The organism is Micromonospora sagamiensis (genome assembly GCF_014680085.1).
Taxonomy (GTDB): Bacteria; Actinomycetota; Actinomycetes; order Mycobacteriales; family Micromonosporaceae; genus Micromonospora; species Micromonospora inyonensis.
This window is the reverse complement of sequence record NZ_AP023438.1, coordinates 782,890-795,732: the sequence shown is the minus strand read 5'-3', so window position 1 is coordinate 795,732 and position 12,843 is coordinate 782,890. Positions and strand designations below refer to the sequence as shown.

The window sequence follows — 12,843 nt, the reverse complement described above, 5'->3', positions numbered from 1 at the left end:
GGGTACTGAATGCCAGATCCCCCGCATGGCGGAGGTTCCCGATTCGAACGGAATAGAAGGAAGCGCCCGCATGGCCCCGGCCTTCGCCGATTCTACCCAGGGATCAACTCACTGAGTCGGTCGAGAGTGTACGTCTCGGACCCGTCCGGCAGGCCCTCCGGTGCCTCGATGCCGACGTAGGTGACCGGCTCGTCCGGCGGCCGGCCGTCCCACGTCGTCACCTCCGCCTTCGTACGCCACCGGTCGACCAGGTAGGCCATGGTGAGATACCCCCGCTCCGGCAGTGCGCGTACCCGGTCGGCTGTGGTGAAGGTGTTGCCCTCCACCCGGTTGAACGACGGCGCACCCCGCAGGTACAGGTGCAGCCACACCGCTTGCCAGCCGTGCCCGCTCCGGGCGAACACCATCGGCAGCGCGACCCGGCCCTGGCCGCGCAGGTGCGAACGCGCCCGTACGGTGCGCGAGTTGCCGTGGCGCGATCCGTTCTTCCGGCGGAGGAGGCGCAGCCGTCTCCGTGACCGCCCGCGCCGACGCTGCGGGCCGCCTGCGGCAGCTTCCGGAACCTGGACCGGATCGACCCAGCACGGCAGTCGCCGCGCTGCTCAGCGGCAGCCACCGCGTCGAAGATCCGCCTCCGTCGTGCGGCGACCCACGTCAGCGAAGTGATCTCGACAAGGACCGGCCGGCGGGTGGGGCCGACGGTCCAGGATCACCCGGGAACGGGGGATCAGCCGGTGACAGTCAGTGGAACCGGCAGGCCCTGCTGTACGTCGAGGACGGCTCGCTCACCGAGCGGTTGCTCCAGGTCGACGGTGGTGGTCCGGGGCGCGCCCATACCCGGGCATGTCTCGTCGGGCGCGTGCGGGTGCCCGACGACGATGACGACGACCGCATGGGCCGACTCGACGGCCTCCGCGCTGTAGTCGGCACCGCACGGCCGGTTTCCCGCATCCGGGGCGCCGGTGAAGGCGACGGTCAGCCGTCGGCTGGCAGTGGTCGTGCTCGCCGACTCGATCGGCAGGCCGGCGGGCGAGTCGTAGGAATCCCAGGACGGGGGTTCGACCGTGACCATGGCCGACGTGGCGACAGCCACCCGGGTGGCCCGTACCGCCGTTCCGTTCAGCGTGTACTCCCAGATCGGCGCTGTCGCCGGTCCGCGTGTGGTCGGGATCCGCGCTGTGGTCAGGCGCGCACCGGTGACCTCCAGCGGTACGCACTCGGGGCAGCCACCGGCACCGGTCGCTGCCATCTGGTGCAGTGCCTCCTCGGCCGAGAGCAAGGGGACCGACGTGGTCGTGCCGTCGTCCCAGACCACCTGTCCGGTCGGATGCGGCACGGCGGGCAGCGCGTTGCTGGCGGAGACCCGGCCGGACATCAGCGCCTGTTTGTCGTCCCCGTTCGTGGGTTCCCAGTCGCCGACCTGGCCGGTCAGGTTCCCGACCGGAACGAAGCGGCGGCCGCCGCCGGCGTCGAGGACTGCCCTGTCGTACCGGGCCAGGTGGTCGCGCGCCTGCTGGCGTTGCCTGTCCAGACCCTGACCACCCGATCCGCCCTCGGCGGTGGCGCAGCCGCCCGCCATCGCGGCCAGCGTGATCCAGAGCAGCCAAGGCCGTCGGGTCATCCCCGCTCACCTCCATGCCTCTCGACCGCAAGGATCCCACGGGGTCCAGGAGCAGCGACGGCTCGATGCCGAATCGGTACGCCCCCGTTGGTGTGCCGTGGCGTCGCCTTCTCGGTCCCCGTCGAGTTCCTTGACCCGAGAGGTCCCAGCATCAGGAGGTACGTCCGGTGCGCCCGCCCCCCGACGTGCGTCAAGAATGGACAGGTCGACGGGGAGTCGACCCCGAGCGGGACGTGACGGGACCGCACCGAGCGCGAAGGTGGCGACGTGGCCAGGCTGCTCTACTCAGCATCGATGTCGACCGACGGGTTCATCGCCGGACCGGGCGGCGACATGTCGTGGCTGACGCCGTATCTCGGCCCGAACCCGACCATGGACGACGTCGCCGCGCGTACCGGCGCGTTGCTCGTCGGCCGGCGGACCTTCGGGGGTGACGACCCGTACCGGGATCTGCCGGGAGAGGGGGAGGCGTTCGGCGGCGGCTGGAGCGGACCGCAGTTCGTGCTCACCCACCGCCCGCCGGCCGACCCGGTGCCCGGCGTCACCTTCGTCACCGACCTGCCGACGGCCGTGGACCGGGCGCGGGAGGCGGCCGGCGACGGGTACGTCAACGTCCTCGGCGCGGACGTCGCCCGGCAGTGCCTCGACGCCGGCCTGCTGGACGAGGTGCTGCTCTGTGTCGTACCCGTGCTGCTCGGCGACGGGGTGCGGCTGTTCGACCATCCGGGCGGGAGGACCGTCCGGCTCGAACCGGTCAGCGTCACCCCGGCCCCGCCGGCCACCAACCTCTGGCTGCGCGTGGTGCGCTGAGCGCCCGGCGGTACGGCGAGGGGGTCCCCGGATCGGGGGCCCTCTCGTGTCGTCCGGGGACACCGGTCATTACCCGCCCGTAACTTGTCATTGACGTTGACGAATTCTTGCGGGCATCATGTGTCCACGATCGATCGGACGTCCCCCGCCCGCCTCCCATCACCACCGGGACCACCCCCACGGAGGGCGCAGCCATGCTGCTCCGAAAGATCCTCGTCACCGCCACGGCCGCCGCCGCGATCCTGGTGCCGGCCACCGCCGCCACCGCCGCCCCGGCACCGGTACCCGCCGAATCCGCCACCACGACCACGACCACGAGTACGACCGCGACGGGCGATGTCGGCGCGTCCGCCACCAACCCGGTGATCGTCGTCGGCGGTCTCTCCGGCGTCGCCATCGCCTACGAGCCGCTCGCCGCCCGGCTGCGCGGCGATGGTCACCGGGTCAGCATCTACCAACTTCCCGGCCTCGGGCTCGGCGACATCGCCGCCTCCGCCCGCTCCTTCAGCGGGTACGTCGCCCAGGTGCGCGCCAACACCGGCGCGGCGAGGGTCGACCTGGTCGCCCACTCCGAGGGAGGTCTGGTCTCCCGCTACTACCTGAAGTACCTGGGCGGCACCGGCTCGGTCGGCCGTCTGATCACCCTCGGCAGCCCGCACTACGGCACCTACATCGCCGACATCGCGAAGTTCCTCGGCCTCGGGGACTGCATCGGGATCGTCGCCTGCCAGCAGATGGCCATCGGCTCGGCGTTCCTCAACGACCTGAACGCCGGTGACGACACGCCGGGCACGGTCCGCTACACCACCATCCGTACCCTCCAGGACGAACTGGTCCGGCCCACCCAGAACGCCACGCTCGCCGACGGCGCGGTCAACGCCCTCGTCCAGACCTGGTGTCCGGTACGGATCGTCGGGCACCTCGGGCTGGTGCTCGACGGCACCACGTACACCATGGTCCAGGACGCCCTCGCCGACCGGTCGATCACGCCGAACTGCTTCGCGATCTGACCCGACCGCCACCCCGGTGTCGCCGTCGTCACGCGTCGCCGCAGAATCCATAATCGTCAGCGACAACTGCCCTCCAGAGAGGACACTCGTGAAGAACAGGATTCTGCGCGCGTCGATGGTGATGGGTCTGGTGCTCGCCGGCTCCGCCGTGGTCGCCGCGCCGGCGTCGGCCACCGAGGCTCCCAACGACCCCATCTGCACCCTCAACCAGAACACCTGGTTGCGGGACGCGGAGCACGGCAGCGTGCTGCTCACGCTGACGGCGGGGCGCGGGTTCCGGTGGCACCGGATCGGCTCCGACATCGGTACGGGCGTGGTGTGGTACTACGGGCACGGGGCGGAGGCGCCGTGGCAGGACGGCTGGGTCCCGAAGGACAACCTCTCCGGCTGCTACTGGCCGTAGGACGTCGGGACGCCCCGCGTGGCGTCCCGACCAGGGTGGCCGTGCCGGTCCAGGCCGCACGGCCACCCGTCCTCAACCGTCCCGCTCACACGGCCCGGCTGAGCGCCTCGTACTCCTCGTCGGTGAGGGTCACCTCGGCGGCGGCCACGTTCTCCTCCAGGTGCGCCACGGACGACGTACCCGGGATGGGAAGCAGGACCGGCGACCGGCGCAACAGCCAGGCGAGCGCGAGCTGCGCGGGCGTCGCGTGGTGGTCGGCGGCGACCGCGTCCAGCGGGCCGCCGGGGCGGGCCAGGTCGCCGGTGGCGATCGGGAACCACGGGATGAACGCCAGGTCGTGCCGCTCGCAGTGCTCCAGCACCGGCTCGGCCCGCCGGTCGGCCAGGTTGTAGAGGTTCTGCACCGACACGATCGGCGTGACCGCCCGGGCCTGCTCGATCTGCTCCACCGTCACCTCGGAGAGGCCGATGTGCCGGATCTTGCCCTCCTGCCTGAGCAGCGCCAGCTCACCGAGCTGGTCGGCGAGCGGCACCTGCGGGTCGACGCGGTGCAGCTGGTAAAGGTCGATGGTCTCCAGGCCCAGGTGGCGCAGGCTCAGCTCGCACTGCTGGCGCAGGTACTCCGGCCGGCCGACCGGGCGCCAGTCGTCCGGGCCGGAGCGGGTCAGCCCGGCCTTCGTCGCGATCACCAGGTCGTCGGCGTACGGGTGCAGCGCCTCGCGGATCAGCATCTCGCTGACGAACGGCCCGTACGAGTCGGCGGTGTCGACGAACGTGACGCCCAGCTCCACCGCCCGGCGCAGCACCCGCACCGCCTCGGCGGGGTCCTTCGGGTCACCCCACACCCCCGGCCCGGTGAGCTGCATCGCCCCGTACCCGAGGCGGTCGACGGGCAGGTCCCCGCCGATCCGGTACCGCCCCGACGCCTTCGCCGGCTGACCGCTCGTTCCGACTGCCATGATCCAGGTTCCTCCCGTACGTCACACCGTCCACCTGCGGTCGTTCGCTCTTACCCGGCTCACCGCCCCCGACGCCTCCACCGGGTGTGTGCCCGAGCACCGTCAGCGGTGCGCGCCGGGGTGCGCGGGGTGGTTGCAGGGGGCCCTTCCTCGACAGAAAACGTGAACAGGGGACCCCTGCTACCACCTCAGGAGGGCTGGCGCCGGCTCAGACGCGGGCGCCGAGGATCGCGTCGGCGGCGCGCCAGGCCAGCGCGGCGACCGGGCCGTTGATCCAGCCGGACACCAGCACCGGCAGCACGGAGGCGTCCACCACCCGCAGCCCGTCCACCCCGCGCACCCGCAGGTCCGCGTCGACCACGTCGGCGTCGTCCGGGCCCATCGCGCAGGTGCCGACGGCGTGGTAGCCGCAGTACCCGTGCGCCAGCGCCGCGTCGAGGATCTCCTGCTCGCCGCGGACGGCCGGTCCGGGCAGCGTCTCCGACACGATCCGCCGGGCGATCGGCCCGGCCGCGAAGAACTCCCGCATCCGGCGGAACGTCGCCACCGCCACCGCCCGGTCGTACGGGTCGGTCAGGTAGCGCACCAGGATCCGGGGCGGGGTCGCCGGGGTCGGGCCGGTGATCTCCAGGCTGCCCTCGCTCTCCGGACGGGTCACCCCGCCCAGGCACATCAGCCCGGCCTCCCGTTCCAGCTCCAGCGCGTGGCCGGGTCGGGGTGGCGCGGCGGAGAACGGGGCCATCAGCAGGTGTGCGTCCGGCCGCTCCCGGTCCGGCCCGGAGCGCAGGTACGCGGCCACGTCGTGCACCGGCAGGGCGAGCGGCCCCCGCCTGGCGACCAGCCAGCGCACCGCCGCCAGCGACTGCCCGAGGACGTTGTTGAGCAGGGGGTTGTATCCGATCTGACCGGTCAGCCGGTACTGGAGGGCCATCATCCGGTGTTCCCGCATCCCGGCGCCGACCCGGGGACGGTCGGCCAGCACCGCCACCCCGGCGGCGCGCAGCGTGTCGGCCGGGCCGATCCCGGAGAGTTGGAGCAGTTGCGGGCTGGCGATCGCGCCGGCCGCCAGGATCACCTCGGCGCGGGCGTAGAGGTCGACGCTGCGCCCGGCGCGGTGCACGCGTACCCCGACCGCCCGGCCCCGGTCCACCAGCACCCGCTGGGTGACCGTGCGCACCAGCACGGTCAGGTTGGGCCGGTCGCGCACCGGGTGCAGGAAGGCGTCGGCGGCGCTGACCCGCTGGCCGTCCCGGATGGTCGCCGTGGTGTAGCCGATCCGCTCGTCGTCGCCGTCGTTGAGGTCGTCGGTGCGGCGCAGCCCCTGCCGCACCCCGGCGTCGATCATCTCCTCGCAGAGTTCGTTCGTGTCGACGGCGGTGGACAGGCGCAGCGGGCCGCCGTCCGCACCGGCGTCCGCCGTCCGGTAGGGGCTGTCCTCGATGCGCTGGAACACCGGGCGCATCGTGTCCCACCCCCAGCCGGGGTTGCCCCGGTCGGCCAGCGCGTCCCAGTCGGCCGGGGCGCCCCGGCCGTAGATCATGCCGTTGATGGAGCTGGAACCGCCGACCAGCCGCCCCCGCTGCCACACCTCCTGCTGCCCGGTGGAGGTGGTGGCGGGGTAGTGCCAGGCCTTGCTCCGGTCGTCCATGAGCTTGGAGAAGCCCTTCGGGATGCGGACGAAGAGGCTGCTGTCCCAACCGCCGGCCTCGACCACCAGCACCCGGGTGGCCGGGTCCGCGCTGAGCCGGTGCGCCAGCACGCAGCCCGCCGTGCCCGCGCCGACCACGACGTAGTCGAACTCTTCCACACTGGACCCCCGGTCCTGATCGATGGATCAGACCGTAGCCGGTCGGTCACTCACCGGACATCGGGGGGTCGGTCGCCGGCCACCGCCGGATCGCCGAGGACGCCCGTGGCCGCGCGGCCATCCCGCAGGGGTACGGCTGGACGCGTCGTCGCACCGGGTGGTGACGAACGGGCTGGCCGGGTGGGTCGCGGCGTCGCGGATCCCGCCGTGCCGAGGGACGACCCCACCGGAGGAAGACGGCGAGGGGTACGATTTCCGGCGCGCGGTCGCCGATGCCCGCCACCTCAACGTCCCGGTGTGGCGTCGCCCACCGGCCATACGCGCCCCGCGCGTCGTTGGAGAACTGTTCCGCATTCTGCAAGAGGGTCGGCCCCCAGTCCGGCCCGGGGGAGAGACTAGCCTGATGGGCGTGACACGCCGCGCGAAGATCGTCTGCACTCTCGGTCCCGCCACCGCCTCGCCGGAACGCATCCGCGGGCTGGTCGAGGCGGGCATGAACGTGGCGAGGCTGAACTTCAGCCACGGCAGCCACGCCGACCACGAGGCCGTGTACCGGCTGGTCCGGGAGGCGGCCGAGACGGCGGGCCGTCCGGTCGCCGTCCTGGCCGACCTCCAGGGCCCGAAGATCCGCCTCGGCAAGTTCGCCGACGGGCCGCACGAGTGGCGCACCGGCGACTCGGTGGTGATCACCGGTGACGACGTGCTCGGCACCAAGGACCGGGTGTCCTGCACCTACCGCAAGCTGCCGCAGGAGGTGAAGCCGGGCGACCGCCTGCTGATCGACGACGGCCGGGTCGCCGTCGAGGTCACCGACGTCACCGGCAACGACATCCGCTGCCTGGTCACCGAGGGGGGCCCGGTCTCCAACAACAAGGGCGTCTCGCTGCCCAACGTGGCGGTCAGCGTGCCGGCCATGTCGGAGAAGGACGCCGAGGACCTCCGCTTCGCCCTCGGGCTCGGGGTCGACCTGGTCGCCCTCTCCTTCGTCCGCTCGGCCGAGGACATCAAGCTCGTCCACGGGATCATGAGCGAGGTCGGGGTGCACCGGCCGGTGCTGGCCAAGGTCGAGAAGCCCGAGGCGGTCGACCACCTCGAGGCGATCGTGCTGGCCTTCGACGGGGTGATGGTGGCCCGGGGCGACCTCGGTGTCGAGTTGCCGCTGGACCAGGTCCCGCTGGTGCAGAAGCGGGCGGTGCAGCTCTGCCGGGAGAACGCCAAGCCGGTCATCGTGGCCACCCAGATGCTCGACTCGATGATCGAGAACTCCCGGCCCACCCGGGCCGAGGCCTCCGACGTGGCCAACGCGGTGCTCGACGGCGCGGACGCGGTGATGCTCTCCGGCGAGACCAGCGTCGGCAAGTATCCGGTGCTGACCGTCAGCACCATGGCGAAGATCGTCACCACCACCGAGTCCGGCTCGTTCGCGGTGCCCCGGCTCCAGCACGACCCGCGCACCCACGGCGGCGCGCTGACCTCGGCGGCCTCGTCGATCGCCCGGGCCATCGGCGCGAAGGCGCTGGTCGCCTTCTCGCAGACCGGTGACACCGTGCGCCGGCTCTCCCGGCTGCACTGCGACCTGCCGCTGCTGGCGTTCACCCCGGTCCCCGAGGTCTACCGGCAGCTTGCCCTCTCCTGGGGCGTGCAGACCTTCCTGATGCCGTTCGTGGAGCACACGGACGACATGTTCCGCCAGGTCGACCAGGCGCTGCTCGGGCTCAACCGGGCCAACCCCGGCGACTACGTGGTGATCGTCGCCGGCAGCCCGCCCGGCACGCCCGGCTCCACCAACACGCTGCGCGTGCACCAGCTCGGATCGCTCGTGGACGCGGCCTCGGCGCGGGCCTTGCAGTGACCGACGTCCTGACCGGCCAGGCCGCCGTCGACCAGCTGCTGGAGGTCCTCGACCTCGCGCCGACCGGCGCGACGTCCTTCCGGGGGATCAGCCCCCCGGTCGGTCCGCAGCGGGTGTACGGCGGCCAGGTCGCCGGTCAGGCCCTGGTGGCCGCCGGCCGTACGGTCGTCCCGGAGCGGTTCGTGCACTCGCTGCACGGCTACTTCGTCCGTCCCGGTGACCCGAACGAGCCGATCGACTACCAGGTGGAGAACGTCCGCGACGGGCGGTCCTTCTCGGTCCGCCGGTCGGTGGCGTACCAGCACGAGAAGCCGATCTTCTTCATGTCGGCTTCGTTCCAGCACCGGGAGGAGGGGCTGGACCACCAGGCCCCCACCCCGCCGGACGTGCCCGTTCCCCAGGACGTGCCCACCATGACCGACCGGCTCGCCCGCTACCCCGAGCGGCTCGGCATCTGGGCGATGATCCCCCGCCCGATCGACGTCCGTTACGTCGGCGAACCCGGCTGGGTGCGCCCCGGCGACCGGCCCCCGGATCCGCACCAGCGGGTCTGGATGCGTATCGACGGCAAGCTCCCCGACGATCCGCTGCTGCACGCCTGTGCCCTGACGTACGCCTCCGACCTGACCCTGCTCGACTCGGTGCTGTCGGTGCACGGCGAGGTCTGGGGGCCCGGCGGCGTGGTCGGGGCCAGCCTCGACCACGCGCTCTGGTTCCACCGCCCGTTCCGGGCCGACGAGTGGTTCCTCTACGACTGCTGGAGCCCCTCGGCCTCGGGCGGCCGAGGGCTCGCCACCGGACGGATGTTCACCACCGACGGCGGGCACATCGCCAGCGCCGTGCAGGAGGGGCTGCTGCGCCGGGTCGAGGGATGACCTGCCGGGGCGATCGGCGAGCCGGTCCGACTGGCCGGTAACCTCTCTGACATGCGCCTCTCCGCCCGGGTCGACTATGCGTTGCGGGCGACCGCCGAACTCGCGGCGGTCGCCGGTGACGGACCCGGACGGACCCGCCCGGTCACCGCCGAGCAGATCGCCCGGGCGCAGGACATCCCACCGAAGTTCCTGGAGAGCATCCTGCTGCAACTGCGCCGGGGTGGCATCGTGCACGCCCAGCGTGGCCCCGAGGGCGGCTACTGGCTGGCCCGCCCGGCCGCCGAGATCTCGCTCGCCGAGGTGATCCGGGTGATCGACGGCCCGCTCGCGCACGTCCGGGGGCACCGTCCGGAGCAGGTCGGGTACCACGGGGCGGCGCGGTCGTTGCAGGAGGTGTGGATCGCCCTGCGGGCCAGCGAGCGGGAGATCCTCGAACTGGTCACCGTCGCCGACGTGGCCTCCGGGACCCTGCCCGAGCGGGTCAACCAACTCGCCGCCGACCCCCGCGCCTGGAGCTGACCCGGCACCCGTCGTACGGCCCGTCCTGTCCCACTCCGCAAACAGCACTTGACCCGGGGCCGCTACGTGCCGCATTGTCGACCAAGCCGATAGGGGATACCTAAAAGCTTGGGAGGGTGCGGTGCGCAAGCTGTTGGTACTGGCGTTGGTCGGCCTCGCCGCCCAACTGGTGGACGGCTCGCTCGGCATGGCCTACGGGCTGACCTCCTCGACACTGCTGCTCCTGGCCGGGGTCGCCCCCGCCGCCGCGTCCGCCTCGGTGCACCTCGCCGAGATCGGCACCACCCTCGCCGCCGGGGCGGCGCACTGGCGGTTCGGCAACGTCGACTGGCGGGTGGTCAGCCGGATCGCCCTGCCCGGCGCGATCGGAGCCTTCGCCGGGGCCACCCTGCTCAGCTCCCTCTCCACCACGTCCGCCGCCCCCTGGATGGCCGGCATCCTCTTCACCCTCGGCGCGTACCTGCTGGTGCGTTTCTCCCGACCGCTGCGCACGAACCCGCAGGCGGGTCGGCTGCGCGGCCGGTTCCTCGGTCCGCTCGGCCTGGTCGCCGGCTTCGTCGACGCCACCGGGGGCGGGGGATGGGGCCCGGTCGCCACTCCGGCGCTGCTGGTCTCCGGACGGATGGAACCCCGCAAGGTGATCGGCTCGGTGGACACCTCCGAGTTCGTCGTCGCCAGCGCCGCCAGCGTCGGCTTCCTGATCGGCCTCGGCTCGGAGGGCTTCGTGCTGCCGATCGTGGCAGCCCTGCTGGCCGGCGGGCTGATCGCCGCCCCGGTGGCCGCCTGGCTGGTCCGCATCGTCCCGGCCCAACTGCTCGGTGCGGCCGTCGGCGGGGTGATCGTGCTGACCAACGCCCGCAGCCTGGTCCGCGCCGCCGGTCTGGACGGGCCGGCCCCGGTCGCCGTCTACGTGCTCCTCGGCCTCGGCTGGCTGACCGCCCTCGTCCTGGCGGTCCGCGTGCTGCGGCGGACCCGGTCCGCCGCGCGATCCGCCCGGGCCGCCACCGGGTCGGAGCCCGGTTCGGAGCCCGCTGCGGCCGCCACCGGCTCGGAGCCCGCTGCGGCCGCCACCGGTTCGGAGCCCGCTGCGGCCGACGCCGCGGCGCAGCCCCTGGTCGTCGCCGAGCGCTGACCCGGTCGGGAACGCCTCGGGTCGCGTGGTCGCCGGGGTCAGCGCGTCGGGCGGTCGTCCTCGGGGAGTAGACCGTCCGCCGTGGTGCGCAGCAGTTCCCACGCCTCGTCGACGTGCTCGTCGCGGGTCTGCGGGGAGCCGACCGCGAGGCGCAACGTGTACCGGCCCCCGACCCGGGTGTGCGTCAGGTACACCCGGCCGGTGGCGTTGACCCGCTCCAGCAGCGCGGCGCTCGGCTCGTCCCCGGCCCGCAGCCGGAAGCAGACAAGCGAGAACGGATGCGGGGCGGTCAGCTCGAACCGGTCGTCGGCGCGGATCCGGTCGGCGAACCGGGCGGCCAGGGCCACCCCGGAGCGGATGTGCGCCCGCAGTCCCTCGACGCCGTACCAGCGGAGCACGAACCAGAGCTTCAACGCCCGGAACCGGCGACCCAGCGGCACCTGCCAGTCCCGGTAGTCGATCACCGCTCCGGACTCGGTGGCCGCGTTGCGCAGGTACTCCGGCAGGACGGTCAGCGCCTCGACCAGCTCCGCCGCGTCGGCCACCCAGAACGCGTCGCAGTCGAAGCCGGTGAGCAGCCACTTGTGCGGGTCGAAGCAGTACGAGTCGGCGTACTCCAGGCCCGCGTGCGACCAGCGCAGCTCGGGGCAGACCGCCGCCGCTCCCGCGTACGCCGCGTCCACGTGCAGCCAGACGCCGTACTCGGCGCAGATCGCGCCGATCTCCCGCAGCGGATCCACGGCGCTGGTGGAGGTGGTCCCGATCGTCGCCACCACGATCGCGGGCACCTCGCCGGCAGCCAGGTCGGCCTCGATCGCGGCCCGCAGCGCCGCCGGGCGCATGGCCTGGGTTTCCGGGTCCACCTCGATCGGGCGCACCCCCTCGTCGCCCAGGCCGGCGATCCGGGCCGCCTTCTCGATCGAGGAGTGGCCCTGGGTGGAGGTGTAGGCGCGGTAGCGGCGGTCGACGCCCACGCCGCGCCACCGGCCCCCGCTGGCCCGGTGCAGGGCCGTCAGGGTGGCCACCAGGGCCGCCGAGGAGGCCGAGTCCTGGATCACCCCGCCGCCCCGCCCGGACGAGTGGAACCGCTCCGGCAGGTCGAGCAGCCCCGCCAGCCAGTCGAGCATCCTCGTCTCCAACTCGGTGCAGGCCGGCCCGGTGGCCCAGAGCATGCCCTGCACGCCGAGCCCCGAGCTGACCAGGTCGCCGAGGACGCTCGGGCCGCTGGTGTTGGCGGGGAAGTAGGCGAAGAACCCGGGATGCTGCCAGTGGGTGAGCCCCGGGGTGACCACCGAGTCGAGATCGGCGAGCACCGCCTCGATCGGCTCGCCGGCCGTCGGCGGGCCGGCGGGCAGCGCGGCGGCGACCGTCCCCGGCGGGTCCTGCGACGTCACGGGGCGCGCGTCGAGCGTCGACCAGTAGTCGGCGATCCAGTCCACCACCGCGTGACCGGCGCGGCGGAACTCCTCGGGGTCCATGTGAGCTGCCACCCGACGAGTCGACCAACAATCCGTACCCGAGGCAAGGAGGTGTGACGTGCCCCAACGGCAGGCACCGGGCCGAAGCCGCGGAATCCGCACAGCTCCGGCCCGGTGCACCACACCGCAGCACCCCCGACCCGTCCCGACCGGGGATGCCCTACCACCACCGGAACCCACGTTAGGCGACCCCCGCCACCGGTGGGTGAAGCCGGTGTGAAGATCGTGTTTCGGGCATCTTGCCCGAGCTGGGGCAGTGGGTGTTGTGTCCCGGAATAAGGTCTCCTATCCTGCACGGTGCGCGGAGCCCTCTTCGCCGGCCCGGGTCCGCCCGTGCCGGACCAGCAGCACGGCGGGCCGCCCCGTCGACCGGGCAAG

General features: G+C 72.9%; 11 protein-coding genes and 1 pseudogene. 7 read left to right on the top strand and 5 right to left on the bottom strand.

The window, feature by feature from the left end; genetic code table 11:
- Positions 1-92: 92 nt before the first annotated feature.
- Positions 93-467 (bottom strand): annotated as a pseudogene (locus IGA62_RS03080) (hypothetical protein); the annotation flags it as partial.
- 260 nt (positions 468-727) lie between these two features.
- Entirely contained in the window at positions 728-1,621 is an 894-nt protein-coding gene (locus tag IGA62_RS03075; protein WP_145816373.1) for a hypothetical protein, read from the bottom strand.
- Between the two features lie 267 nt (positions 1,622-1,888).
- Here IGA62_RS03075 and IGA62_RS03070 point away from each other — a divergent pair, with 267 nt between their 5' ends.
- The 3 genes from IGA62_RS03070 to IGA62_RS03060 all read left to right on the top strand — a co-directional run bounded on the left by IGA62_RS03070 (position 1,889) and on the right by IGA62_RS03060 (position 3,844).
- Positions 1,889-2,431 (top strand): dihydrofolate reductase family protein, encoded by a 543-nt coding sequence (locus IGA62_RS03070; protein WP_145816375.1) that lies wholly within the window; start codon positions 1,889-1,891, stop codon positions 2,429-2,431.
- Positions 2,432-2,625: 194 nt separating this feature from the next.
- Positions 2,626-3,441, top strand: coding sequence for a lipase family alpha/beta hydrolase (locus IGA62_RS03065; RefSeq protein ID WP_145816377.1), 816 nt, complete (start codon positions 2,626-2,628; stop codon positions 3,439-3,441).
- A gap of 88 nt (positions 3,442-3,529) precedes the next feature.
- Positions 3,530-3,844, top strand: coding sequence for a hypothetical protein (locus IGA62_RS03060; RefSeq protein ID WP_145816379.1), 315 nt, complete (start codon positions 3,530-3,532; stop codon positions 3,842-3,844).
- Between the two features lie 85 nt (positions 3,845-3,929).
- Here IGA62_RS03060 and IGA62_RS03055 read toward each other — a convergent pair whose 3' ends face one another.
- Positions 3,930-4,802: an aldo/keto reductase gene (locus tag IGA62_RS03055; RefSeq protein ID WP_145816381.1), complete on the bottom strand. Its 873-nt coding sequence runs from the start codon at positions 4,800-4,802 to the stop codon at positions 3,930-3,932.
- A gap of 208 nt (positions 4,803-5,010) precedes the next feature.
- The gene (locus IGA62_RS03050; protein WP_145816383.1) at positions 5,011-6,609 is read right to left on the bottom strand and encodes a GMC family oxidoreductase; all 1,599 of its coding nucleotides are present in this window, start codon (positions 6,607-6,609) and stop codon (positions 5,011-5,013) included.
- Between the two features lie 403 nt (positions 6,610-7,012).
- On the opposite strand from IGA62_RS03050, the gene pyk reads away from it, so the two are divergent.
- The 4 genes from pyk to IGA62_RS03030 all read left to right on the top strand — a co-directional run bounded on the left by pyk (position 7,013) and on the right by IGA62_RS03030 (position 10,987).
- The gene (pyk, locus tag IGA62_RS03045) at positions 7,013-8,461 is read left to right on the top strand and encodes a pyruvate kinase (RefSeq protein WP_145816385.1); all 1,449 of its coding nucleotides are present in this window, start codon (positions 7,013-7,015) and stop codon (positions 8,459-8,461) included.
- The gene (locus IGA62_RS03040; RefSeq protein ID WP_186499760.1) at positions 8,458-9,336 is read left to right on the top strand and encodes an acyl-CoA thioesterase; all 879 of its coding nucleotides are present in this window, start codon (positions 8,458-8,460) and stop codon (positions 9,334-9,336) included. Before pyk ends, IGA62_RS03040 begins: the two co-directional genes overlap by 4 nt.
- A gap of 51 nt (positions 9,337-9,387) precedes the next feature.
- Positions 9,388-9,855, top strand: a complete 468-nt coding sequence (locus tag IGA62_RS03035) for an RrF2 family transcriptional regulator (protein ID WP_145816389.1) — start codon at positions 9,388-9,390, stop codon at positions 9,853-9,855.
- A 121-nt stretch (positions 9,856-9,976) separates the two neighbouring features.
- Positions 9,977-10,987 (top strand): sulfite exporter TauE/SafE family protein, encoded by a 1,011-nt coding sequence (locus IGA62_RS03030; RefSeq protein ID WP_145816391.1) that lies wholly within the window; start codon positions 9,977-9,979, stop codon positions 10,985-10,987.
- Between the two features lie 38 nt (positions 10,988-11,025).
- Here IGA62_RS03030 and IGA62_RS03025 read toward each other — a convergent pair whose 3' ends face one another.
- A complete protein-coding gene (locus IGA62_RS03025) occupies positions 11,026-12,477 on the bottom strand; it encodes a pyridoxal-dependent decarboxylase (protein WP_232624862.1) in 1,452 nt (483 codons plus the stop codon).
- Positions 12,478-12,843 lie beyond the last annotated feature (366 nt).

What these genes read in the sequence shown, in the direction of transcription:
- IGA62_RS03035 (WP_145816389.1), top strand. Translation starts at nt 9,388, where the DNA reads ATGCGCCTCTCCGCCCGGGTCGACTATGCGTTGCGGGCGACCGCCGAA.
- IGA62_RS03075 (WP_145816373.1), bottom strand. Translation starts at nt 1,621, where the DNA reads ATGACCCGACGGCCTTGGCTGCTCTGGATCACGCTGGCCGCGATGGCG.
- pyk (WP_145816385.1), top strand. Translation starts at nt 7,013, where the DNA reads ATGGGCGTGACACGCCGCGCGAAGATCGTCTGCACTCTCGGTCCCGCC.
- IGA62_RS03055 (WP_145816381.1), bottom strand. Translation starts at nt 4,802, where the DNA reads ATGGCAGTCGGAACGAGCGGTCAGCCGGCGAAGGCGTCGGGGCGGTAC.
- IGA62_RS03065 (WP_145816377.1), top strand. Translation starts at nt 2,626, where the DNA reads ATGCTGCTCCGAAAGATCCTCGTCACCGCCACGGCCGCCGCCGCGATC.